The sequence below is a fragment of the Chryseobacterium sp. JK1 genome (genome assembly GCF_050632815.1).
GTDB lineage: Bacteria > Bacteroidota > Bacteroidia > Flavobacteriales > Weeksellaceae > Chryseobacterium.
In genome coordinates, this window is record NZ_JBODRU010000008.1 from 89,441 (window position 1) to 115,398 (window position 25,958).

The window sequence follows — 25,958 nt, forward strand, 5'->3', positions numbered from 1 at the left end:
GATTATTTTTTTATACCAAAACTAAATTTTGAAAATTATGGCAAGCTATGTAACAAAGGAGGGCCTTGAGAAAATGAAAGCTGAGCTGGAACAGTTGGAAACTGTAGAGAGACCAAAAATTACTCAGCAGATCGCAGAAGCAAGAGACAAAGGAGATTTGTCTGAAAATGCAGAATATGATGCGGCTAAAGAGGCTCAAGGGATGCTTGAAATGAGAATTTCCAAGCTGAAAGATGTAATCTCCGTTTCTAAAATTATAGATGAAAGCCAATTAGATACTTCAAAAGTTTCAATCTTAACAACAGTGAAACTTAAAAATAATGCTACCAAGCAAGAACAGGTATTTACATTGGTACCGGATAACGAAAGTGACCTGAAGACAGGGAAAATTTCCGTAAACACTCCTATTGCAAAAGGTCTGTTAGGAAAAGCTATTGGCGAAGTTGCAGAAATTGTACTGCCAAACGGAAACAAACTTTCTTTCGAAGTATTAGACATTTCTCTGTAATCTGATACTCTTTTTTATTTCTGACTTCTAATATATAACCTCTAACTTCTCTATATAATGAGCACTATATTCACAAAAATCATCAATGGCGAAATTCCCTCTTATAAAATTGCTGAAGATGAAAACTTTATAGCTTTTTTAGATGCAATGCCTTTGGTGAAAGGACATACTTTGGTAGTTCCGAAAAAAGAAGTGGATTTGATTTTTGATCTTGAAAGTGAAGAATACAAAAACCTTTGGGGATTTACCCAAGAGGTTGCCAAGAAGATCAAAACTGCAATTCCATGTGTAAGAGTAGGAGTGGCAGTCGTAGGATTGGAAGTTCCTCATGCCCATATCCATCTGATTCCTTTAAACAGTGTGGAAGATATGAATTTCAGAAATGAAAGATTAAAATTAACGAACGAAGAATATACCGAGATTCAACACTCAATTATTAATTCTTAAAAACCAGAAAATCGTAAAAAAGTAATTTTTTACGATTTTCTTTAACATATACATATAATAATATGAACTCAAACCAATGTTCTTTCTGTGGCAGAAAAAGAAGTGAAGTACAGATGCTGATCTCTGGGCAGAATGGTTTTATTTGTGAAAATTGTATAGAGCAGGCGCACGCTATAGTAAAAGACGGCGCTTCCAAAACCGAATATTCTCCTGCAGACAGTATGGCAGATCTTAAAAAGCCTAAAGAAATTAAGACGTTCCTGGATCAGTATGTTATAGGACAAGATCAGGCTAAAAAACAACTTTCGATTGCTGTTTATAATCACTATAAAAGATTGCTTCATGCTAAGGATGAAAACCGCGAGGTAGAGCTTGAAAAATCAAACATCATCATGATAGGCGAGACGGGAACAGGAAAAACCCTGTTGGCCAAAACTATTGCAAGAGAACTTAATGTACCTTTCTGCATTGTAGATGCTACTATTCTTACCGAAGCCGGGTATGTAGGTGAAGATGTGGAAAGTATTCTTTCAAGATTGCTGATGGTAGCAGACTATGATGTGGAGAAAGCAGAAAAAGGAATTGTTTTCATTGATGAAATTGATAAAATTGCAAGAAAATCAGACAATCCAAGTATCACAAGAGATGTTTCCGGTGAAGGAGTACAACAGGGACTTTTGAAATTGCTGGAAGGAAGTATTGTAAATGTGCCGCCACAAGGAGGGAGAAAGCACCCGGATCAGAAATATATCCAGGTGAATACGCAGAATATTCTTTTTATTGCAGGAGGAGCTTTTGACGGGATCAAAGAGATTATCGAAAGAAGAATGAACAAACAAGCAATTGGCTTCAGCTCTGAAAAGATTAACAAAACGGATGAAGATGAATACATATTAACAAATATTAATGCAATCGACCTTCGTTCTTTCGGATTAATTCCGGAACTTTTAGGAAGATTTCCAATCATTACTTACCTCGATAAACTCACAAAAGAGACGTTGGTAAGAATTATGAAAGAGCCTAAAAACTCGATCGTGAATCAGTTTGTGGAACTCTTCAAAATGGATGGTACGGATTTAACCATTACGGATGGTGCCATTGAGAGAATTGTAGAAGAAACTATTGAGAAAGGATTGGGTGCCAGAGGACTACGAGGAACTACTGAAAAAGTTTTGGAAGACTATATGTTTTCCATCGGAGAGGAAAAGGAAATTGTATTGACAGAAGATAATATTTTGATTAATAGATAAAATATTTTTTTTTTTTGGAAAAAAATAATACCTTTGCGGGTGAAGATTGTATTAACACACAAATAATTTATACAATGAGAAAAAGTTTATTTGCTATAGGTCTTTTAGCCGTTAGCTATTCTGTTCAGGCGCAGAATGTTCTATGTCATGTTGACACTAACGCTAATATGTATGTGAGCGAAGGCACCCTAGTTTATAGCGGTGGTGGTGTACAAACAAGAGGTAATGGTCTCTTGGATGTGCATGGTAATGTTATGGTTGTAGGTACAGCCACTGACTCTTTTAAAACGATAGATGCCGGAGGCGCAGATAAAGCTGATGGAGGAAATATCGTTTTAAGACTAAATACCCCTAGTTCCTATGCCACTTCTACGTATGGCCAGTTATATGTAGATGGATTATCCCAATCCAATATTACTGGTGTCGTTACTAAAGAGTACAGAAATGCTAAACATGGTGATGGAAATTTCTATCAGCAGATAGGTTTACCTTTTAGTGATAAAGTACTTTCTACCCTTTCTGGAGAACTTAATAAAACGTTCAGTAATACCAGATACTCCAAAAATGAAATTTTAGCATGGAATAATGCAACCGCTGTGAGTGATACAAAAACACTTACATCAACGACTGCGCCTTATGGCTACTACATGCTGGGATCAAGTAATAATAACTTGGATCTTAGTGCTCCTCCGGGAGGTGCCAATGCGGTATTTAATATCAACGGTAAGCCTTTTTCCACCCTTGCTACAGCAACTTTAATGAATGCTGCTAATGGAATCGATTTTGGAGCAGGAGGTAATAATAAAAACTCTTATAACGAGAAGTACAATACTTATCTTTGGGATCAGTTCGAAGAAACCAACAGCCTTTGGGCGGGAACTTTTGGTAAAAACATTTACGAATTTGGAAACCCATTTTTAACAAACTTAGATTTATCAAGAATCGGATATGTTGAAAATGGAGGAATTACAGATGGTAATGCTATCACCAATATTTGGGGAATTCAATATTCACCGGGAACTGTACAATATGTGAACAACGTAGGAAGTACATTTACGAACCCACTTACAATAACATTTGATATTAACACACATGTTCCTGTAGGAGACGTGAATAACCTGATCGTAAAACCAATGGGAATTTTTGTGATGAAGTTAAGAGATAATACTTCTCAGACTTTAAACTTTAACACCCTTAGAAGATTTAGTAATACAGCAAGAGCAGCTGCCACAGACTACAGCGTAAGTGCCAGCAGATCTGCTTTAAAAACAAGTAACAGTACGGTAAAACAATTAGGAGTAATTGGTTTAGATGCTGCGGGTAATGAAGTAGCTAGAGTATACTATGTTGTTACTCCAAATGCTACAACAGGTCACCAGATTTCTAATGCAACTACACTACAGGTAGCAACAGATAATAGCAATAGTATTATTACTTATGAAGAAGCTTTAAACGGAGGACAAGATCCTAACTATTCCGGGCAGTACAAACTGTACATCAACGAAGCTAACGAAAGTAACTTCCTAGGGAAAAATATCGTAATGGATAATTTTGATTACGGTACTGCAGGTCAGAGAATAGTTTCTTATAAATTTGAGATCAGAGAAAATGCTGAAATGATTGCTGCGGGAGCACATCAGCTATCTTCAGGAACTGGTTTCTACTATAAGTCGGCTACCGGAAATCCGGAAGAAGCTAAACAGGGAGCGGTAATTCCTGTAGGTTCCAAGATGTATAACCTTTACTATGGAGAGCCTGCTAAAGGTACACTGGCAACTAATGATACAACTAAAGCATTGGCTAAAACCGTGGTGGTGTATAACCCGGCAGTTAGCAACTATATAGTTAGATTTGATCCTAGCTGGAAAAAAGCAGATATTGAAGTTTATGATATGAGTGGTAAACTGATTATCTCTAAGAAAGCAGTAGACGCATCTAGGGATTTTGTAATTGAACTTGATGGTTCAGTGAAGAGTTCTTATGTTGTAAAAGTGGTTTCTGATAAAGGAGTAATTGTTAACACCAAAATCTTAAAATAATAATATGAAGACTATTAATAAACTAGTATTGACTCTTTTCCTTTTTGTGATGTCATTTGCATATGCAGAGGAAATACCTCCAGCACCAGCTTCAGCAGCTAGGGGAGGAACCGGAGGTGGTGGACCAGGTGCACCTGCATCGCCAATCGATATGTATGTATATGTACTTTCTATTGTAGCAATCGCATTCATTATATTCTATACAAGGAAGTATAAAAGCGTAAAAGCATAAAATTTTATTAAAATAATATTAAACTCTCTGATTAATCGGAGAGTTTTTTTATTTTTACTCTATGAAAAAGATTTACATGCTATCTGCAGTTTTAACTGCATTTGCTTTGCAGGCTCAATTTACAGTTACAGTTCAGACTCCTGCAGAATTTAAAGATCAGGATGCTATACTATATACATTAAACGGTTCAAAAGATATTATTGTTACCAAAGAACAAAGTAAGAATAATACATGGACCTTTAAATATCCGAGTAATTATATGGGAATGATGAAAGTCTATTTCCCATCCTCCAATAATACTGTAAGCTTTATTTCTGAAAATAAGAATATCAGCTTTAAACTTGATATGCAGAATAGCAAGATTAAAGATGTTATCTATCTTGATGAAGCTAATGATTTGATGAGCAAGCAACAGGAAGGTTCGCAAAAAAAAGAACTTATCCTTCCTGCTTTAGGCCAGATTAAAGAATATTATAAAGATAATACAGAATTTGGAAAAGCGCTGAAAATAGAGATTGACAGGCTTTCTGGTTCCGCTAATTCGATTGATGCAGCAAAACATCCGTTTATAGCTTATTATAATACCAATTACAGCAAGTTTTTAGGAAATCAGATGGATACCTCCAAAAAGGTAAATCCGGACGAAATTGTAGACTTTCTGGATAAGTCGGGAGATATGCTGGAAAGCTCATCACTACTGAGACCATTATTGGTGGCTTATTTAAATGCAGGAGGAAATACTAACGTTGCTGCTTCAGTGGATAAACTTCTTGACCGTTTGAAAGTTGAAACGCCAAGAGGGCAGACTGTTTTGTCCGAGCTGATCGATATTTTTGATGTCTATCAGATGGATGAATTCAAAACGAAATACCTTGGGCTTGCAAAGGGCCTTAAATGTACTATCAATGACAGGCTGGCTTCTACATTGAAATCTAATGCAAACGTGGAAATGGGGGCTGCTTTTCCTAATTATAAGTTCCAGTCACCGGTTAACTCTACCGCTAAGTCTCTTTATGATGTAAAAGCGGATAAAAAGGTTGTTGTTTTCTGGTCTTCTACATGTTCACACTGCGAAAGTGAACTTCCAAAACTATTGGAAAAATACAATGATCTTAAAGCGAAAAATATTCAGATTGTAGGCCTTTCTTTAGATGTGGATAAAAGCTCTTATTCTAAAAAGATTGCTGCATTTCCTTGGATCAACGATTCAGAATTGAGAGGATGGAACAGTAGTTATGTAGATACTTACAATATTCATGCAACTCCGACGTATTTTATTTTAGATGCTAACAATAAGATAATCAGTAAACCAGATCACGTTGGAGATGTTTTGGAATATTTTAAGTTAAAATAATTTTGGTAGTAAAGAAATATTTTCTATATTTGCACCACCAAAACGGCGAGGTAGCTCAGTTGGTTAGAGCGCAGGATTCATAACCCTGAGGTCACGGGTTCAATTCCCGTCTTCGCTACAAACCGCCCCTTATAAAGGGCGGTTTCTTTATTTAGCAAAAATCCATGATTATATATTTTACGAATAAAAAACACCTATAAGATATATTTTTAATAAATATTTAATTCGATAGGATTGTAATTTTTTATTGCCTCTTCTGCATTTCGTCTTATATATTCTCGATCTTCTGCATTTTCTATATATTGTTCATTTAACCTCAATTTGCCAGCAAGTCTATTTTTAAAGACTTCAGCTACTTTTTCTTTGGTCATGTTTTTGACATTGGTTGCAATATTAGCCGATTTACATGTATATTCTCTTTTTCTGAAGGTATAGAGTGTATAATGATAATCGTCTTTTGTATCATACACTTCGGCAATTAAGCCAGGTAAACCATTAAATTTATATGGCCCGAAAGTAAAAGGAATTTCCGTCGCAAACCAAGCGATCCAAGTTCTACCGTATTTTGTTGTTTCTGCTTTTTGACATTTATAGCCTGCAACGGTTTTAAATTCATTTTTAATTTTCCAATTAATACTATTGCGTTCTTGATATCCAAAATAAGAATAGTTAATTTCGTCCGTAACATATAGCTTGGCGGATGTTGTCCCAATATAACCACGAAAATCTGTATTGTACTTCATTGCTTCTTCAATTGTATTAAGTCTTTTTTCTATCATCAAAGAATCTGAAAAGTACCTTCGTAAATCTTTAAAAAAAGAAGAATTTTCATTTATAAGTAGTGCAAAAGTTGTCTCTTTTTTTGAATTATTAGAGTTTGACAATTTATAGTTTAGCTTATAGTCTGCTTCATAAACTACATCAAATTTTTTTTGTGAGAAAATGATGGTAATAATTAATAGATGAAATAATACTAAATTTTTTTTCATTGATATTTTTTGTTAATATAAAAAAGACCACCAAATATATGGTGGCCAAACATTTATAATATTTTTTAATGATAGTAGATGTGGACAGCTACCGCGCCAGAACCCGGGCAAGTTTGGCCATTTACATCACCAAGATAATTTCCGAGCTGATCTAATGACATATTATTAGCAATTGTTTGGCTAATTTGTAGAACTTTTCCACAAGAAGTTCTGAAAGGGAATGCTGAAACAACACCTGCTACCAATAAATCACCTAATAAAATTGTTTTTTTATAATTTTTTGTTTTGATAAGTAATACTTATTTTTAGTTCAATCCAAATGTATAAAATAATTATAACTAATTGATAATTAATTTTTTATGTTAAATGCTTTTATCTCTTTTGGTTATGTGGCTGTTGAGAATAGACGTATAAAAAAATAGGATAATCCGTAATGGTTAAATAATTAATTCTAAATTTGGTTATATAAATCAATTAAAATGGAAGATTTTATAAATCAGAAACTATCTGCAGAAATTGAGAATGCTATTACACAGCTTGAATATAAAATTGTTGAACTTAAAACCTTAAAGATTGAACCTGATTTGAGTTACTTAAATTCATTTTACAAGGAAAGAACCGAAGAAAACATTAAACGTCTTAATTCACGTTTAAAAGCCCCAAAACTAAGCCTTTATTTATGGGTTTCCTCTTTTGCTATGCTCATTGTTAGTTTTATGGTTTTCTTTTTTGTTTTTTCCAAAATAGAAGAAACTAAAGCAAGTTCTATAAAAGAATATAAAAATCAACTTTCTAAAAATGGCGTGATCATGTCTAAAGAAAATGCAGCGCTTTTAAAAGATATGGACTTATGGTTTAAAAGCGATCCTCAATCAACTAGTAAATTTATTCATTGGAGACAGAATCAAAAATTATAAAGTACTTCATGTGCTAAATAAGAGTCCACATAATATTGGGAATTTTTTATTTAACTTTAACCAAATGGTATTTTTCTAAAAAGCTTTTTTATACTCTTTGGCATAATTTCAAGAGACTGCAATCAAGTGATTGAGGCCTCTCTTTTTTATTAAAGATTCCTTTTAATCATACACAAAAAATGAAAGGCGGACAAGAAATAAATCTCTCTCAAATAAGAAAAAGGATAAAGACCTTTCACTCTGTTCTGATTTGTAATCTGAGTTTTTTTTAATTTAAACTTTAAAGAGTAGAGATAACTTAACTACAAATTATTTTCTTTGATAAGGAATTGCTTTATTGATCTCGATGGGATTATTCTCTTTTATCATTGCTTCTTGCGCCTGTTTCTCTAATGCTTTTAATTGGTCTTTACTCGTAATCTGTATATTTTTGTAGAAATACTTTGCTCCTGGTTGCTTGTCCAATTGAAACATGAATTCTTTAAAAGGATCATTGAATTTTTCTAATTTCTTTTTCCGAACTATTTGCTCAGTAACCTGCAGAGGTTTCGTGCCGGCATAGTTTTCTATAAAGCCTGCTGTATCGTAAGTCTTATCAAATAATTTTGATTCCACCAGGTTATATTTGAACAGACTTTTTGAATCATAGATTTGGAATATCAATCCAGGTAAGCCTCTGAACTTATAAGGACCTTCGTTGTAAGGGATCTCTTTGCAGAACCATGCCGTCCAGGATCTTCCTCCAAAAAATGTTGTAGCTTTTTGCAGAAGATACTGATCTTCCGTTTTTGTCTCGCTGCTTAAATTCCATTTCATAGGATCATCTGTTTGATAAACAAATAAGTCATCCGATTTTTCGAAATTTTTGTTTTTAAAAGATTCCCGTTCCCTTGTGATAATATTTTGAAAGCCCCATGTTCTAAAACCGTAGTTCTGATTGGCCTTATTTATTGAATCCATTCTAAGAAACTTATATTCGTAGAATTTAACATCCTTGGAGTTGATATCCAAAACCATTTTGGTTTTAATATAATCTGCAGAAGTTGAGTCTATTTTGAATTGCAGTTCGTAAACAAAGCGATGAGTTTGTGCAGAGGTGAAAAAGCAGCTCATCAGTAGTAGTAGAAAAATTCGGTTTAACATGGTATAATTGGTGTAGTTTTTATCATTCTGTATTTGTTGTATAAAAAAACAATACCCTTGAACTTCAAAGGTATTATAGTTTGTATGTAATAGCTCAATATTAGGATTGATATCCCAGTAACTTTCTGATCTGGTAGAAAAACCTTTCAATAAGCCTTAAATCCTGGGTTACGATCTCCGCACTTCCCCGAAGCTCTTTATCGAATATAAGGTTTTTATTATAGCTTGTTTTTAATCCTTTCGGCAATACAACATCTACATAGTAATTTCCTTTATCGTCGGGAATTAAAGAAATGTTCTGAACTTTTCCTTCAATAATACCATATTCCTGGAAACGGTAGTTATCAAGCTTGATCAATACTTTTTCTCCAGCTTTGATTTTTCCTGAGTTTGTAGTAGGGACGGACATACGACCCACTAATTTTTCTTTATTTTCCGGAAGTATGGATATGATAGGTTCTCCACTTTTTACAAACTGATTCTCGCCGAAAAACTGCTGAAAACTGGCAACTCCATCAATAGATGATATCACCAGGTAGCTTTGTTCCCATTGTTTTAATGATTTTCTTAGCTGTTCAAAGAGCTGTAAGGTTTGTGAAGAGTATGTAATTCTGTCTTTTTCGGTATTAATGGCTGTTCCGCTTCTTGTTTTGTTGAGATTGGATATTCCTTCCTCCGTTTGAGAGATTGAAATATTAATGTTTTCAAGATTCTGCTGAGCCTGAAGATATTTTATCTTTTCGTTTTCAAGCTCCATAGCGGAGATCACACCTTGGTTAAAAAGTTCCTGAGACCTGTTAAAGTTTTTTCTGGTAAGATCATACTTTACAGACTCCAGTTTCTTCTGTTGCAGTAAAGTCGCTATTCTTACTCTGTTTTCAGAAATGCTTTGGTTGGTTGCAATATTTTCTGGAGCATAAGGCTGTAATCTTGTAAAAAGTTCTTCATCCTGAAAAGCTTTTGCAAAACTATTATACTCACCCTGAATTTCGCCAAGCTTAAATTTTGAAGTCTGAGAAAGAGGAAAAGAATGAAGCTGATTGGGGCTAATAGAATCTACTATGTGTTTTAGTGCAAGAATATCTTTATAATTGGCGGCAGATTGCATAACCATAAGCACTTCATTTTTCTTTACCTGCTGATGGTCTTTAATGAATATTTTTTCTATCCTTGAACTTGTTCTTGCTTCAATTTTTTCCGGTGGATTCTGAGAGGTCACAATAATAGGAGCTGGCACAAATTCCGGATATTTAATAAGGTAACTCATGACCAGAATAAGCAGGAGAATAATAAATATAACGGTGTTTCCCCAGCGTATCATCCAATGAGGAGGCTGGGTAAGAATATCCTGTACGCTTTCTGAACGGAGTTCAATATTGTCTAAAATGTCTTCTTTCATTTTTCTAAGGTAAAATTTCCACCATTTTTCAAGGGGAAGTCAGATTTAGGCAAATGTGCAATGTCCGCTATCCATAAAGAGAGAGGGGTATCACTATCTGCAGAACAAGCAGAATGTTTCATATGAAATGACAACCAAATGCCAAAAAACGAGAGGATTATTATTCCTCTGCTGGCTAATGTCAGATCTTTTATTGAAAGCTTCTGTATGTTTTTCATAATCAGCATTATGCTTTTAATTTCCTACTCTATAAGCTTTTCGGATTCCGCTGTATACTCATTCTCTTCGGTTAGCTCCCCAATTCGAGTTGGTTTCTTACCAATCTGTAATATTCTCCCCTTAAATCTACCAGTTCGGCATGGCTGCCTTCCTCAACTACCTTTCCTCTGTCCAGCACAATGATTTTATCGGCGTGTCTCACGGTGGATAATCTGTGGGCAATAACGATGGCTGTTTTACCTTTAAAGAACTGCTCAAGGTTTTCCATGATCACTTTCTCGTTATTGGCATCCAATGCAGAGGTAGCTTCATCAAATAGAATATATTCCGGAGATTTGTATACTGCTCTGGCTATAAAGAGTCTTTGCTTTTGGCCGCCACTTACTCCAACACCTTCATTTCCGATCTTTGTATTGTAGCTTAATGGAAGAGTTTCTATAAATTCTTTAATGTTGGCAATTTCTACCGCACGTCTCAGTTTTTGTTTATCAATATGATCTTCACCTATCGCGATATTGTTGGCAATGGTATCGTTGAAAACATATCCTTCCTGCATCACCACTCCGCAATGATCTCTCCAATATCTGGGAGAAACATTCTTAAGATTGGTACTTCCGATTTTAATTTCTCCTTTATCAGGCTCATAGAATTTCATTAAAAGCTTAAGGAGTGTGGTTTTTCCACTTCCACTGGCTCCTACAATTGCTGTAGTCTGGCGATAAGGAATGGTAAGAGTAAGATTTTCGAAAACAGGAACATCAGAACCAATATATCTGAATGACATATCTACGATTTGAAGATCTTTCTGAGGAACATCCGTAGCATAGTGCTCGTTTTTATCTTCTTCATCATCTTTATCATGAATTTCACCCAATCTCTCAAGGGAAATTTTAGCATCCTGGGTCTGTTTGATGAAATCGATAAGCTGTAGAAGAGGACTGTTCAGCTGTCCGATAATATATTGCACGGATAGCATCATCCCCAAAGTAAGGTTTCCGCTTAAAACAAGTTTTGCTGAAAGGAAACTTACTAAAATATCTTTTATTTGATTGATAAAGTTTCCTCCTACCGACTGCCATTGTTCTAAAGAGAGAGATTTTATTCTGATCTTAAACAGTTTTACCTGTAAAAATTCCCAATCCCATCTTTTCTGTTTTTCGGCATTATGCATTTTGATTTCCTGCATTCCGTTGATGAGCTCTATCACTTTACTTTGTTCCTGAGATACCTGAGAGAACCTTTTATAATCAAGTTCCTTTCTTTTTTTCAGGAAGAAGGTGATCCATCCGATATAAGATATTGCTCCCACAAGATATACAATGAATAATCTGTAGTCATAAAGAAGTAATACAATGCTGAAAATAATAAGGTTAACCAGGGAGAACAGAGTGTTGAGTGAAGAACTCGTCAGTAACTGCTCTATTCTGTGGTGGTCATTGATTCTCTGCATGATATCTCCAGTCATTCTTGTATCGAAAAAGCTGATAGGAAGTCTCATCAATTTGATGAAGAAATCGGAAATAATTGAAATATTGATCCTTGCTGAAAGATGAAGAAGAATCCAGCTTCGGATTGTTTCTATGCCCATCCTTCCCAGGAAAAGCATGACCTGAGCCAGAAGAACCATATAAATAAAGTTGATATCCTGATTTTGTATCCCGACGTCAACAATACTTTGGGTAAGGAACGGGAAAATAAGAGAAAGTAAACTTCCCCCCAATAATCCTACTGCAAGCTGAATAACCAGCGATTTGTACTTTAGTAGATATTTGGAAAGGAAAGAGAAACTGGCCTTACTCTCTTCGCTGTCAAATTCTGTCTGGAAGAATGATGGAGTTGTTTCCAATATCAGTACAATACCTTCCTCTGTATTTTCATTGGCATTTTCCCCTATCCAGGATTTGATAAATTCTTCTCTGGAATAGGTAATCAGGCCATAACTGGGATCTGATATATATACTTTGTTATTTTTATCAATTTTATAAACTACCACAAAATGGTTTTTGTTCCAGTGGGCAATGCAAGGGAACGGAACTTCTTCTGTGAGCGTATTAAAGTCGATTTGGACTCCCATTGAACGGAAGCCCAGGTTTTCTGCAGCATCACTTAGCCCAAGGAGGCTACTTCCTTCACGTGTCGTTTCAGAGAGATTACGGATTTGTTGCAGGGATATGCTTTTACCGTAATATTTGCTTACGATTCTAAGACAGGTAGGGCCACAGTCTTTAGTGTCTGGTTGCTTATAAAAAGGAAATTTTTTCAAAACTAATTCTCATTATAAAATGCCGTCAGTAGATGACGACATTTTTAATTGTATTCAATATTCTAACTCAATGGAAAGGTTGGCTAGTAGCACCATTTGTTAATAGCTCCTTCTCCAGGTGATTGGGTTTTAGGCTCATAATAGCTTGCTTCGCTATGAATTCTCGAACATTCCCGGAGATCTTCCTCCTTTGATGTTCTTAAATCCTTTATCGAAAGTAATTTAAGATTTTTCATAATCAATAGTTTTTTAGTTGTATTAGTTTTTTGTATATCGATTTGTTTTTCTAAGATAGTAAAATTTTTAAACGAATGAGATTTATTTACTATAGTTCCTCATCATCTAGTAATTCATCAATAAAGAATAAAAGATCCTCACGGTCATACTTATCAGGGAACTGATAACCGTTAATGATAAAGATAGGAGTAAAACTTAATCCTGCATTACTGTTGTCCACGGACATTTCAACCAATGGATTCAGATCTTCTGATGTTGTAACCCCGCCGGAAAGAGCATTGATTTTACTCTCGTCTTTCGTTTCAAACCATGTTTCTATAGCATGAAGGAAATCCTTTTCATATTTATTGTGATAGATATGAGTAAGGTCGGAGATCAGTTGTGTATACTTTTCATTCGTTCTTTCAGGATTGTAGTTGAATCGCATCTGTAGTGAGACATCATTAGGATATTTTTCCAGAAGACCTTCTGCGAGTTTGTGGGCATCTTTACAAAAACCACAATAAGGGTTAGAAACAATAGAAATACGAAGTTTTGCATCTTTATTCCCAACAGAGAAAGTTTGATTATCCACAAAATTTATTTTATCATTTTGCTGTAACTGGCTTTTGAAAAGCTCATAATTTCTTTTGAATCTAAGATTTTTCGCATTTGATTTTTGAAGAGTTTCTTTTTCTGCAAGAAGAGTATTAAAGTAAATCACTGCTGAAAAAACAAGCGCCCATAGAATAATTGTTAACAGCAACGCTCCAATTCCAAAAGACAGATTTTGAAAGAATGTGATGCTCATAATAAGCTGAGCTACCAGAATTGAAATGATAATAAGACAAACTCTACAAAATGTTTTTTCTACAAAAGCTTGAATATAAACAGAATATCCAATAGCAATTACAGAAACAAAAGTAAAGCCTTTTACGAGATATGCTGTTGCTGGCAAAAATAGCCCCAATATGGCAAGTCCCGCGAAATAGATCAAAGAAAAGTCAGAGAATTTTAAACCTAAAATGCTGGTTTTATCTTGTTTGATGATTTTATCACAGGCATTTACACTTTGGGCCGCTGCATCGCCGCCGCCACAGATGCTTCCAATCACTGTAGAGGTATTCCCAAATTTCTGATTGAAAATTTCTAATGAAATATAAACTCCAGCCAACGAAAGGAGATTAAATACCGCTTCGTAGATGGTTTGGCTTATGAATGAATAGGCCAGTACAATTGCAAAGATACCATATAATATCGGCTTGAAATTGAATGCCAGTTTGCTTTCTGCATTTTCGGATTTTTCGAACAGGAGAACAAAATCGGTAGACTTTTTATAAAGTTCTTCCTTTTCAAATGTTTTGGCCTTTTCTGAATATACTGAGTAGTTACTTCCTGATTTTTTTACGAGAGAGAAAGAATTTTCGACAATAGCAATAAATTCTTCAGGCAGTTCGTCCCAATATTCTTTATCAAGTTCATAAGCATCATTTTTAACTCCCATAAAGTTCAGGGTATCACTAAAAGCCAGTGCTGACGGGTAGTTTGGATGAGAATTAAATTGGAATATGAACTCCTGTTTATCGAGTTTAAGATAGTTAATTAGTTTGTCAAAAATCATATTAATATTTTTATCTAAAATACACAGATGTTTTAAATATACAAAAATATTTTTCTTTAATTAGTGAGATATAATCAGGTGTTGGAGCATTTGATTTGACTTCCAATATTTTATTTTTCTGATGGAAGGTTTGAAAAGCTTTTATAAGAACGTTGGTATTGTTTTTTATTATCTGATTAAGGTTCTTCAAAGAGTATAGAATAGGATATCCGTATTCTCAGTCTCAGCTGTTACAATCCTGTTTTTAAATGTTTTCATTCCTATTTTATAATACTAAATCTGCTAAAAAATAATATTTGAGGAATTTCATTATGTTTTAACCCACTGAATAAATTTAGTCCTTGGAATGGTAAAATTGATTTCATTTGAAGGAAAAAGATTTAATTTTACCAATACATAATTCCTGAAATGGGATATTTTTTAATAAAAGACATTAATGCACTATAAACATAAACTATTTTTAAGCTTTCCTTTATTTATTCTGACCCTTACTCAGGCACAAAAGACAAACCTTGCGCCTGCAGTTCCTGTTGTAGATGAATATTTCGGAACTAAAATTACTGATGAATACAGGAACTTAGAAGATCTGGATAATCCTTCAACAAAAAAATGGATGAAATCTCAAACAGATTACACCAATGCTGTCCTAGATAAGATTCCTAAAAGACGTTATTACCTGGAACAGAGACTAGAGTTGGATAAAAGGCAGGGATACTCTGTCATAGATTTGAAAATAACGACTAATGATAAATATTTTTACCTGAAAAAAGGTGGACATGAAAAAACAGCTAAGCTATATTTCCGGGAAGGATTTTCCGGGAGGGAAGAATTTATTTATGATCCGGCAGATTTTAAAATTCACGGTGATAATCGTGAATTTGTAATTAATTACATAAGTCCAAGCCTGAATGGAGAGAAGGTGGCCATCGCTATGACAGAAAAGGGAAAAGAATTGTCTGAGGTCGTCATCATGGATGTAAAGACTAAAACGGTTTTTCCTGAAATAATCACCAATACAATGCCTGCTGCTATAGGAGGTATAAAATGGCTGGACGATGGCTCCGGCTTTTTCTACACCCGTTTTCCGTTAAGTGATTCCAAAGCACCGGGATTTTATGAAAATACAGAAGTTATTTTATCTAAGCTGGGTACAAACCCCGAAAGCCTAACAGAGATTTTTTCAACAAAAAATAATCCTGAATTGAAACTGGATGAAAAAAAGGCGCCCATTATGCTGGACTCTAATGAAAAGTACTATATAGGAATGTTGGTAGATAACAGTTATTACAGGCAAACATTTATAATCTCCAAACAGGAGTTGCTGGAAGGCAAAAAGAACTGGTCTCCTTTTTATGTTAAAGAAGATAAGGTAAGATCTTTGCAGCTTGCGGGTCAGGATGTATACTTTTTATCTCAATACAATGCTCAGAATTATACCTTGTGCAAAACCAATGTTGAAAAACCCAATTTCAAAAATCCGGAAATCCTTATTCCTGAAAGAAAAGATGAGGTGATTGGCCAGTATAGAGTTACGAAAGATGGAATTTACTACACAACAACAAAAAATGGAGTAGAAGCAAAGTTATATTTATTGAAAGACGGAAAAGATATATCTATAAAACTTCCTTATCCATCCGGAAGTATTAGTCTACAGGCCAGAGGAAAAGATTTTTCAGAGATATGGATCAGTTGTTCAGGATGGGTAAATGAAGAACAACGCTTTAAATATGATATAAAAACGCATTCTTTTTCTACCGAAAATATTATTCCGATCATAGAATATCCGGAATTTAAGGATATTATCGTAGAGGAAATTACAGTAAAAGCCAGAGATGGTGAAGAGATCCCTTTATCTCTCATTTACCATAAAAATATAAAAAAGAACAGTAAGAATCCTTTATTCATAGATGCTTATGGAGCTTTTGGAATCTCTCAGAATCCATTCTTTGCAAAGCTGTATATGCTATGGGCAAAAGAAGGAGGTGTTTTTGCGGTGGCTCACGTCAGAGGAGGAAGTGAAAAAGGAGAGAAATGGAGATTAGGAGGGTATAAAGAAACAAAACCCAATTCCTGGAGAGACTTAATAGATTGTACAGAATACTTGATCAATGAAAAATATACCTCGAAAGATAAAGTAGCAGCCTGGGGAGCCAGTGCCGGAGGAATCACCGTGGGAAGAGCACTCACCGAAAGACCAGATCTGTTTAAAGCCGCAATTTTGGAAGTTCCCGTAACCAACCCACTGAGAGACGTACTTACAGCGAGAAGCGATGCCGAAGAATATGGTTCTCTAAAAGACCCTAAAGAGTTCAAAGGTGTATTGGAAATGGATGCTTATCAACATATCATAAAAGGGACCAACTATCCTGCAGTCCTTATAACAGGGGGGATCAACGACACGAGGGTAAAGGTTTGGGAACCTGCGAAGTTTGCTGCTAAATTAATGTCTGATAATACATCAGAAAATCCGGTATTGCTTAAGGTGGATTATGAAGGCGGACATGGAGGAAATACAACGGCGGATCATATTTTTTCAAATTTTTCGGATATATTTTCTTTTGCTTTCTGGCAATTGGGACATCCCGGTTATCAGCCTAAAAGTAAAACCAGATAATAATTCTTAGGGGAAGTTTGTTATGATGATAATTTTTCAAATTGCATTTTTTGATCATAAAAACAGCTTCATTTGGGAACTATAAAAAAGAATAAGAATTGTAGAAATATTTTCATTAAAAATCATAATAACTCTAATTTTTTACAGATAAAAAGGATAGGATAACTGGAATATTTTGTTTTCAATCAAATAAGTTGTTTTATATTTTTTTTGTACGTTATACGTTGTTTATTTGCCGTTTTGGTGTAATGTATTGGTTTTGTTTGTGATTAAATTGAATTAGAGATGAACTCAAATAAACTTAAAAAATCATAAAGTTTTCATAAAGTTTTAAAAAAGGATAGAAATGTTTTTGTATTTATAAAATATATTGTACTTTTACATCGCCTTGAATGAGGGAACAAGTCAAGGTAATAAATTTTTTTTCATCATTTGTGTTTTTAGAATCGTATCGCCTGATACGATTCTTTTTTTATATCTATCATAGAGAAAAACGCCTCAAAAACTTCATTAATTTTTCTTAATTCTATTCTGAAAAGCGCAGATAGGTATTTGAAATCTGGATAAGATTTTAAAAGCCGACAATTGTAGATCTCTTGTATTGATCTCAAGGATTATAAAACAGATTGGAAATCAGGTAAAGCTATTTTTCGTAGTTCAAAAGAAGATCTATAAAGTAAGAATAGGTAACCGCACCTTCTTGCTGATTACTTTTGAGAAACAGATTATTGGTAAAGCCAAAAAGATCATCCAGCCAACCCTGATGATCCATGACAAATTTCTTCTCATGGGCACGGTCTCTTTTCATCGCTGGAGAATAATGACTAAGAACAGATTTTACAAACTCAGGATCTTCCTCAACAATAAATCTTAATAGACTTTTTAAGGTGAAAAATTCTGTACTGTATCTTACATCTGTATTACTGGAATTCACCCCGATCAGATACCCTATAAAATTGGCTTCCTGCTCTCTGGCAAACCCCAATTGATGAGAGCTCTCATGTGCGGTGGTAAAAGGAATAAAAGAAGCAGGCAGCTCGGAATTATATTGTGCCTCTGCGGTAAAAGGATTGTAATAACCCAAAATTCCGGTGAAATTCATAACATTTTTAAACAAGCTGGGCTTGATCGCAGAAATTTGAGTTGCGCTCTTATTTGAAATGTATGGAGGTAATTGTGCTTGCTGATGAAGGATTTCCTGTTGTACAGCTTTTAGATTGGTGATCATAAATACCCCTTTGGAGTCTTCTTGTACTTTGGCTCTTGTTGCCTTACATTTCTCAAGATAGCGAAGGGCAAGTTCTTTTGCTTTGCTAATTTCCGGCTCATTCTGGGTAGACAGTTTTTTGATAATAGGAGTCTGGAAATAGAGCATTCCCCAAAATATCTGATAAACAAAATAGAATCCGTTGATGATCATCAGGATCCTAATCATAGAACGGTTTCTTTTGTTTTTTCTGAACAAAGAAATAAGATAGAAGAACAGAAAAATTCCCAATAGAATATACAAAACATCTCCCATCGAAAATGGAAGCCAGCTGAAAAGCATTTGATGAACTCCTTTCTGAACTTCGAAAAAATGTTCAAAAAAAGAAATCATCAATCGTGATTTTGAAAAACCATAAAACAAAAGAAATTGGGCAAGTAATACACCTGCCCAAAATCTCTTTTTCTTATATATATGTTGTATATTTTTAGTGAGCACCTTCGGATTCTAAAACGTCAACGTTAATTCCTTGTCTAAATAAAGATTTTTTAGCCAGATATGCAAATAAAGTAATATAAACAAAACAGATCACAGGAATAATATATGAACTGTGAATACCAATGATGTCAGAAAGTTTCCCCTGAAGCGGTGGAATAATACCTCCTCCCAAAATCATCATTACCAGGAATGCTGAACCTTGTGCAGTATATTTTCCTAATCCTGTAATAGCCAAAGTGAAAATAGAAGGCCACATAATACTGCAGGCAAGACCTCCTGAAAGGAATGCATAGATGGCAAAATTGCCTGTTGTAAGTAACCCTGTAATCATGGCAGCACTACCAAACAATCCAAAAATAATCAATGTTACCGCTGGTTTGTTTTTGCTGATCAGAAATAATATCACTTGTATCGCTACGCAGATTGCATAAAAGTAAAGATGAGACATATCCTTCTGTGCAAGAGTGTTGATTCCAATAATTACTGAAAATGCTATGAAGGGAACAATAATAGTAGCGATAGTCTGCTGTTGTTTATTTAAGTTGAAAACAGCAATAGCACCTGTCCATCTCCCAATCATTAAACTTCCCCAGTACATAGAAATATAAGGAGCCAGATCGGAAGACTGATGTCCGCCAAATTCAGGCATACTTAGAAGTTCTCCAAGGTTACTTCCTATGGCAACTTCCACTCCTACATAAGCCAGAATAGCAATCATTCCCAGTACAAGCTGCGGATATCTCATTGCTCCCCAACCTTCAGAATTTTTCTTAGCACTGGTATTGGCAAAAACCAAACAAATAATAACAGAAAGTAAAGCTCCTCCAAGATAGATCATTCTTGTTTTTTCTAATGGATGCTTTACGGTTTCCAGTTCTACTTTCTTTTTGGTGATTTCTGTTTGATACGCTGCAACTGTTGCTGCATTTGTTTCTTTCTCGGAAGTATTTTCCAGCATTGTTATTTCACTGCCTAACTTCTCGATGGTTTTTGCTTCTTCAGAATTGTAGCTGCTGAATACAGGAATAAAAAACAGAATAACAAGTATTGTCATCGCAATAAGTGTTTTTCTTGCTTTCCCTGCTTTTTCCATTGGTTCTGTAGAGATACCGTCCGGAAGTTTTTTGGAAAAATAAAAGATTCCTGCTGCAATAAGGAAAAGCGCTCCTACCGCTGTGTACAGTAAAATAACTTTGTCTAATGCCAGATGCTTGATCTGATCATCATCTACCGTAGCAGTGGTTCCGAAAAGAGCCAGACCAACAATAATAGGCCCAATAGACGTTCCGAAAGAGTTGATTCCTCCTGCAAGATTCTGTCGGCTTGCTCCGGTCTTAGGATCTCCCAAAAGGACCGCAAAAGGGTTGGCTGCTGTCTGCTGAATAGAAAAACCTAATGCTACTACAAAAAGCCCTACAAGCATTCCGTAATACACATTGCTCTTCACAGCAATAATCATGATAGCTGCTCCAATGGCGGAGAGGAGAAGTCCGTAAACAATACTCTTTTTATACCCCCATTTGCCAATAATATCAATTCCTTTTATGGTACTGAATATAAACAGAAGCAGTGCTCCCAGAAAATAAGCAGTGTAAAAAGCAAAATCTATTAACTGGGACTGAAACTGGTCGAGAGAAAAATAGTTTTTACAGAAAGGGATGAAAATACTATTGCCGGCAGCAATAAATCCCCAGAAGAAAAATACAAGTACAAGTGTGTACAGCGCCGGGTAATTAGTCGGCTGATTGGTTTTTGACATATTTTATTGAAAATTTCGCAAACAAATATAATTAATTCTTTTAAATAGAATGCTCCAGGAGCGTTTTTTTAATGACTTGGTAAGCCTCTTCTTTGAGGTCTTTTGGAGAATCGCCGGGCTCTATTATTCCATTGAAATAAACCTTTACTCTTCCTGGATATCCTTTACCGCTTTCAAAAGGAAACATTTCCTTCAGACCTACAAAAGTGTAAACGGCAATAGGGGAGTTGTGCTTGGAAGAGAGCATAAATGCACCGTCCTTAAAATCATCCAGAATAATAGAAGTATCATCAGGTACACCTCCTTCAGGGAAGATTGCAATACTGTTGCCCTCTTCCATTTTCTCTGCACATCTGCGGTATACATCAGCACGGCTTCGGGCACTTGTTCGGTCTACCATTACGCATATCCTTTTGTATATAGTTCCGAAAATAGGAATTTTTACAAGTTCCTTTTTTCCGACAAAACAGATGGGATGATGAGGAAACAGAATGCAGGTAAGCATAATGTCCATAATAGATGTATGATTGGAAATGAAGACATAGGGTTTATCTCTGTCTTTTTTCTGTTCCGATAGCCGTATCAGGTCGTATCGGAAACCCATTCCGTAGAACATTCCAAAACACCAAAGCCTGATGAGCTTATAAGCGTATTTATAATGTTTTTTACTAAAAGATAAAATATAAACAGGGATCCCTATACTCACCGTCAGGACAAATGCCAACAGAAGCAACCAGAATCTCCAGAGATAGTTTAGAATTTTTGTCACGTCCTAACCGTTAAAAATTACTTTCTTTTTTACCGAATAATTCAGAATGGAAACCAGCAGAATAGCTGCAATTTTACTGATCATTTCCGGACTCAAGGTATAAAAAATTAAACTTATATTATCTTTAAAGATAAAACTGTAGAAAATCTGGAAAAAAGCTAAACTGAGTAAGGTTGAAAAAAAAGATACTGCCATGAAATAAGCAAATTCCTTTTTCTTAGAATGTTTTCCTCTTTCAAAAACAAACCAGATGCTTAGAAAATAATTGGTGATAATTCCGCAACTGGTAGAAAAAATATTGCTTAAAGGATAATGTATACCATGGAAATTGGTTTCCCTTGCTAAAAACTGAGGGAGATAGGTGCTGAATATTTTAAAGCTGCCAATCTCTACAATGGCGCTCAGTCCTCCTGCTATGATGAAGAACAAAACCTGTTTCTGGCGTATGAGTATTTCTTTCATTCAATGAATATAAAAACTGAAAAAACTGTTTACATATTGTAGTCATTAAGAAAACTTAATATCAGAAAAAATACCCATCAGCTTTATATCGCTTCCCGATAATGTTTTTTGTCTGTAAATAATAACGATCCTTAACAATATGAATATGCAAATTTATAACTATATGTTAAACACTGAAAAAAGTTGTTAAAATATTTTTTTAAATAAAAATTATTTCTAATTTTAATAATCAGAAAGATATGATAACGACCTGATAATAAATTCATTTTCAACTCCTTGTGTTGATGGTTTTTCTATCTTGTAATGCATGTTTGAAAGCATACTACTCCCTTATTTTATGACCAATTGATAACAATATTTGTATGAAACGTCAAAACAAATACAGAAAATTCCAGCTTCAACAGAAAAATATTGAGGCTCTTGAAAAAGAAAATTCCCGCTTCAAAAGAGTGTATTCTGAATATGAAAATATGTCCAACGAACTTTGGAATCTTGAAAACTCCAACGGTGAACCCGTGCCTGATGATTTTATTAATGCGATGGTATTACAGACTTCCTATCTGGAAGACGAAATCGAAGATTGGCTTTTGCAGTTTAACGAAAAGAAAACAAATATTAAACATTAATGATTTTAGACAGCTTCCAGCTTGTTTTTAAACGCTAATTGAAGATAAATTCATAATTTAGCATCCTTAAATTAAAATTTAAAATATGGTTGCTATTGTAGATAGTGGTTCTACTAAATCGGATTGGGTAATACTTGATGACTTTAAGAAAGTTTTCCTGAAAACTGAAACCATTGGTTTCAATCCGAATTTTATCAACAGAGAACTTATCGCTCCTGAAATACAGAAGAATAGCAATCTGATATCAGTGAAAAATTCAATTACAAAGGTCTTCTTTTATGGTTCTGGATGCGGTGTGAAGAAAAACTGCGAAACCATTCAGGAAGAGCTTATCAAAGTATTTGGGAAAGCTGAAATTATCGTAAAAGAAGATCTGATGGCTGCAGCTTATGCGGCATACAGCGGAAAACCAGCTATCGTGTGCATTTTGGGCACAGGATCAAACTCTTGTTTTTTTGATGGTGAAAACCTAAAAATAGAACTTCCTTCACTCGGTTTCCTTATCGGAGACGAAGGAAGTGGAAGTGCTATCGGTAAACAGCTGGTACGCAGATATTTTATGAAAAAATTGCCTTCTGACCTTCACAACGAATTCCAGGCCGATTATCAGCTTACCGTAGAAGATGCATTGAAAAATATGTATCATACGCCAAGACCAAATGCTTATTTGGCCAATTTTACCAAATTTGTGATCGAGAGAAAAGATCATCCTTATTTCAGAGGTATGGTTTTTGAGGAAATGAAAAATTTCTTTGAATATCAGGTGCTTCCTTATGAGGAGGCTAAAGATGCTGAAATTAACTTTATCGGCTCCATCGCTTATTATTATGAAAATATACTACGTTCTGTAGCAGCAGAACTTAATTTAAATGTGGGACATGTTGTGCAGAAACCAATTGAAAGTTTAGTAGATTACCACATTAAATATATCCTTTAACAAAAAACGAAATTTTATGTCAAGTAAAAACCATCGCGACGAAAAGACCTTTAACCAGGCGGCGTTAGATTATCATAAAGCAGAACCCAAAGGAAAAATTGAAGTAATCCCTTCAAAGCCACACTCTTCTCAGAGAGATCTGTCATTGGCTTATTCTCCGGGAGTAGCAGTTCCTTGTATGGAAATCCACGATAAGCCGGAAACTGTTTACGATTATACAGGAAAAGGAAACCTGGTAGCGGTAATTTCTAACGGTACAGCAGTACTTGGATTGGGAGATATCGGAGCCGAAGCTTCAAAACCGGTAATGGAAGGTAAAGGACTTCTATTTAAAATTTTTGCAGATATCAACGTTTTTGATATCGAGATCAATGAAAAAGATCCGGACAAATTTATCGAGATTGTAAAAGGAATTGCTCCTACTTTCGGAGGGATCAACCTTGAAGATATTAAAGCCCCTGAAGCTTTTTATATTGAACAGAGACTGAAGGAAGAATTGAATATTCCTTTGATGCATGATGATCAGCACGGTACTGCTATTATTTCAGCAGCAGCATTGATCAACTCTTTGCAGATTGCCAATAAGGATATTGATAAAGTAAAAATGGTAGTAAACGGAGCAGGAGCAGCAGCTATTGCCTGTACCAAACTATATATATCATTAGGATTGAAGAAAGAAAACGTCCTGATGTGCGACAGTAAAGGAGTAATCAATCACAAAAGAGAAAACCTTACTCCTGAAAAATTAGACTTCATCGTTGAAACAGATATTGAAACATTAGAAGATGCTGTAAAAGGTTCTGATGTTTTCGTAGGATTATCTAAAGGAAACGTAATGACTCCGGAAATGCTGTTGAGCATGAACGAAAACCCTATCGTATTCGCTTTAGCAAACCCAGATCCTGAAATTGCTTACGATCTTGCCCTTGAAACCCGTAAAGACGTGATCATGGCAACAGGAAGAAGTGATTATCCTAACCAGGTAAACAACGTATTAGGATTCCCTTATATCTTCCGTGGAGCACTAGATGTTCAGGCTACAGGAATTAATGAAGAAATGAAGATGGCAGCTGTACACGCTATTGCTGACCTTGCTAAAGAACCGGTTCCTGAAGCTGTAATCTTAGCATACAACCTGAAAAGTTTACAGTTTGGAAGAGACTATTTCATTCCAAAGCCATTTGACAACAGATTGATCACAAAAGTATCCAGCGCTGTTGCAAAAGCAGCTATTGAAAGCGGAGTTGCCGGAAAAGTAATCACCGATTTCGAGGAATACGAGCACCAACTGCTAGACAGAATGGGTAGAGACGAGAAGTTGGTAAGAATGATGCAGAGCCGTGCAAAAGCCAATCCAAAGAGAATTACCCTTGGCAATGCTGAAGAATACAACGTATTGAAAGCTGCTCAGATTCTTTATGAAGAAGGAATTGCTTATCCAAGTCTTTTAGGAGATAAAAAATACATCAAGGAACAGATGGAGCGCTACGGAATCAACCTGGACGTTCCTATCATCGATCCAAGTGATGACGATCAGAAAGAAAACAGAAAAAAATACAGAGAAACCCTTTGGAAACTTCGCCAGAGAAAAGGAATGAACGAGTACAAAGCGAAAAGATACGTTCGCCAGAGAGACTATTTCGGACCTTTAATGCTTAAGCATGGTGATACAGATGGTCTTATCGTAGGATTCTCTAAAAACTATACTTCCGTATTACGTCCTGTTTTAGAAGTTATTGAAAAAGATAAAGGCGTAGACAAAGTAGCAGCAATGATGATGATCCTTTCTGAAAAGAAACCTATTTTCTTCGCAGATACTTCCATCAACCAGAACCCAACTGCTGAAGATTTGGTGAATATTGCTAAAATGGCAGAATTCACTGTAAAATCTTTCGCTATTGAACCAAGAATTGCGATGTTAGGATTTGAAAACTTTGCAGCGATCTCTGAAACTTCTAAGAAAGTAGCTAAGGCAGTAAGCATTCTTCACGAAAAATATCCTAAAATGATTGTAGATGGTGAAATTCAGCCGGACTTTGCTATGAATGCTGATCACTTAAGCGATTATCCTTTCTCAAAACTGGGAACAACACCAGCCAATACATTCGTATTCCCGAACCTTGAAAGCGCCAACCTTTCTTACAAGATTATCAGAGGGATGAAAGTAGCACAGGTAATCGGACCAATCTTAATGGGACTGAAGCAGCCTGTACACGTACTTCAGATGCGTTCAAGCGTAGACGAAATCGTAAACCTTGCGACCGTTGCCGTACTTGATGCTCAGAGAAGAGAGAAAAAATAATTTCTCAACCTTGTAAGAAAGAAAAGCAGCCTATACAATCTGCTCAGTTTCTTATCATTAAAATCAACACTTTTATTCGTGTTTATATACAAAAAGACTCCATATTTTGGAGTCTTTTATTTTTATGTTAATTCCTTGAATTCTTATTTAAAAATTAAGTTAAAAGGCATTCGTACTTGAAATAAAA

At 35.2% G+C, this 25,958-nt stretch carries 20 protein-coding genes and 1 tRNA gene; 12 read left to right on the forward strand and 9 right to left on the reverse strand.

Features of this window, described 5'->3' with window-relative positions; translation table 11 throughout:
* Nucleotides 1-37 precede the first annotated feature (37 nt).
* From greA to ACQ76T_RS24790, 7 genes are all read left to right on the forward strand, one after another.
* A complete protein-coding gene (gene greA / locus ACQ76T_RS24760; protein ID WP_422695652.1) occupies nucleotides 38-508 on the forward strand; it encodes a transcription elongation factor GreA in 471 nt (156 codons plus the stop codon).
* A 57-nt stretch (nucleotides 509-565) separates the two neighbouring features.
* Entirely contained in the window at nucleotides 566-955 is a 390-nt protein-coding gene (locus ACQ76T_RS24765; protein ID WP_431345860.1) for an HIT family protein, read from the forward strand.
* Nucleotides 956-1,017: 62 nt separating this feature from the next.
* Nucleotides 1,018-2,205, forward strand: a complete 1,188-nt coding sequence (clpX, locus tag ACQ76T_RS24770) for an ATP-dependent Clp protease ATP-binding subunit ClpX (protein WP_431345861.1) — start codon at nucleotides 1,018-1,020, stop codon at nucleotides 2,203-2,205.
* 74 nt (nucleotides 2,206-2,279) lie between these two features.
* The gene (locus ACQ76T_RS24775; RefSeq protein WP_431345862.1) at nucleotides 2,280-4,244 is read left to right on the forward strand and encodes a T9SS type A sorting domain-containing protein; all 1,965 of its coding nucleotides are present in this window, start codon (nucleotides 2,280-2,282) and stop codon (nucleotides 4,242-4,244) included.
* Nucleotides 4,245-4,248: 4 nt separating this feature from the next.
* Entirely contained in the window at nucleotides 4,249-4,476 is a 228-nt protein-coding gene (locus tag ACQ76T_RS24780; protein WP_431345863.1) for a signal peptidase, read from the forward strand.
* 61 nt (nucleotides 4,477-4,537) lie between these two features.
* Nucleotides 4,538-5,830 carry a TlpA family protein disulfide reductase gene (locus ACQ76T_RS24785; protein WP_431345864.1) on the forward strand — a complete coding sequence of 431 codons (1,293 nt, stop codon included), beginning with the start codon at nucleotides 4,538-4,540 and terminating at the stop codon, nucleotides 5,828-5,830.
* A 44-nt stretch (nucleotides 5,831-5,874) separates the two neighbouring features.
* Nucleotides 5,875-5,948: transfer RNA gene (locus tag ACQ76T_RS24790), tRNA-Met, on the forward strand.
* 91 nt (nucleotides 5,949-6,039) lie between these two features.
* Here the strand turns inward: ACQ76T_RS24790 and ACQ76T_RS24795 are convergent.
* The gene (locus ACQ76T_RS24795; RefSeq protein ID WP_431345865.1) at nucleotides 6,040-6,819 is read right to left on the reverse strand and encodes a GLPGLI family protein; all 780 of its coding nucleotides are present in this window, start codon (nucleotides 6,817-6,819) and stop codon (nucleotides 6,040-6,042) included.
* Between the two features lie 479 nt (nucleotides 6,820-7,298).
* On the opposite strand from ACQ76T_RS24795, the gene ACQ76T_RS24800 reads away from it, so the two are divergent.
* Complete coding sequence (locus tag ACQ76T_RS24800) at nucleotides 7,299-7,736, forward strand: hypothetical protein (protein WP_431345866.1); 438 nt, start codon at nucleotides 7,299-7,301, stop codon at nucleotides 7,734-7,736.
* Between the two features lie 309 nt (nucleotides 7,737-8,045).
* On the opposite strand, the gene ACQ76T_RS24805 is transcribed toward ACQ76T_RS24800, so the two are convergent.
* The 4 genes from ACQ76T_RS24805 to ACQ76T_RS24820 form a co-directional block, all read right to left on the reverse strand.
* On the reverse strand, nucleotides 8,046-8,879 hold the full coding sequence (locus tag ACQ76T_RS24805) for a GLPGLI family protein (protein ID WP_431345867.1): 834 nt from the start codon (nucleotides 8,877-8,879) through the stop codon (nucleotides 8,046-8,048).
* 100 nt (nucleotides 8,880-8,979) lie between these two features.
* A complete protein-coding gene (locus tag ACQ76T_RS24810) occupies nucleotides 8,980-10,278 on the reverse strand; it encodes an HlyD family secretion protein (RefSeq protein WP_431345868.1) in 1,299 nt (432 codons plus the stop codon).
* 289 nt (nucleotides 10,279-10,567) lie between these two features.
* Complete coding sequence (locus ACQ76T_RS24815) at nucleotides 10,568-12,760, reverse strand: peptidase domain-containing ABC transporter (protein WP_431345869.1); 2,193 nt, start codon at nucleotides 12,758-12,760, stop codon at nucleotides 10,568-10,570.
* Between the two features lie 325 nt (nucleotides 12,761-13,085).
* Nucleotides 13,086-14,597, reverse strand: coding sequence for a vitamin K epoxide reductase family protein (locus tag ACQ76T_RS24820; protein ID WP_431345870.1), 1,512 nt, complete (start codon nucleotides 14,595-14,597; stop codon nucleotides 13,086-13,088).
* Between the two features lie 436 nt (nucleotides 14,598-15,033).
* Here ACQ76T_RS24820 and ACQ76T_RS24825 point away from each other — a divergent pair, with 436 nt between their 5' ends.
* Nucleotides 15,034-17,211, forward strand: a complete 2,178-nt coding sequence (locus tag ACQ76T_RS24825) for a prolyl oligopeptidase family serine peptidase (RefSeq protein ID WP_431345871.1) — start codon at nucleotides 15,034-15,036, stop codon at nucleotides 17,209-17,211.
* A 643-nt stretch (nucleotides 17,212-17,854) separates the two neighbouring features.
* On the opposite strand, the gene ACQ76T_RS24830 is transcribed toward ACQ76T_RS24825, so the two are convergent.
* The 4 genes from ACQ76T_RS24830 to ACQ76T_RS24845 form a co-directional block, all read right to left on the reverse strand.
* Nucleotides 17,855-18,811, reverse strand: a complete 957-nt coding sequence (locus ACQ76T_RS24830; RefSeq protein WP_431345872.1) for a DUF3810 domain-containing protein — start codon at nucleotides 18,809-18,811, stop codon at nucleotides 17,855-17,857.
* Between the two features lie 94 nt (nucleotides 18,812-18,905).
* Nucleotides 18,906-20,675: an MFS transporter gene (locus ACQ76T_RS24835; protein ID WP_431345873.1), complete on the reverse strand. Its 1,770-nt coding sequence runs from the start codon at nucleotides 20,673-20,675 to the stop codon at nucleotides 18,906-18,908.
* Nucleotides 20,676-20,715: 40 nt separating this feature from the next.
* Nucleotides 20,716-21,444, reverse strand: a complete 729-nt coding sequence (locus ACQ76T_RS24840; protein WP_431345874.1) for a lysophospholipid acyltransferase family protein — start codon at nucleotides 21,442-21,444, stop codon at nucleotides 20,716-20,718.
* A 3-nt stretch (nucleotides 21,445-21,447) separates the two neighbouring features.
* Nucleotides 21,448-21,906: a GtrA family protein gene (locus ACQ76T_RS24845; RefSeq protein ID WP_422695637.1), complete on the reverse strand. Its 459-nt coding sequence runs from the start codon at nucleotides 21,904-21,906 to the stop codon at nucleotides 21,448-21,450.
* Between the two features lie 362 nt (nucleotides 21,907-22,268).
* Here ACQ76T_RS24845 and ACQ76T_RS24850 point away from each other — a divergent pair, with 362 nt between their 5' ends.
* The 3 genes from ACQ76T_RS24850 to ACQ76T_RS24860 all read left to right on the forward strand — a co-directional run bounded on the left by ACQ76T_RS24850 (nucleotide 22,269) and on the right by ACQ76T_RS24860 (nucleotide 25,771).
* Nucleotides 22,269-22,532, forward strand: a complete 264-nt coding sequence (locus ACQ76T_RS24850; RefSeq protein WP_431345875.1) for a hypothetical protein — start codon at nucleotides 22,269-22,271, stop codon at nucleotides 22,530-22,532.
* Nucleotides 22,533-22,617: 85 nt separating this feature from the next.
* Nucleotides 22,618-23,469, forward strand: a complete 852-nt coding sequence (locus ACQ76T_RS24855) for an ATPase (RefSeq protein ID WP_431345876.1) — start codon at nucleotides 22,618-22,620, stop codon at nucleotides 23,467-23,469.
* Nucleotides 23,470-23,485: 16 nt separating this feature from the next.
* Entirely contained in the window at nucleotides 23,486-25,771 is a 2,286-nt protein-coding gene (locus ACQ76T_RS24860) for an NADP-dependent malic enzyme (RefSeq protein ID WP_431345877.1), read from the forward strand.
* The last annotated feature ends 187 nt before the right edge of the window (nucleotides 25,772-25,958 follow it).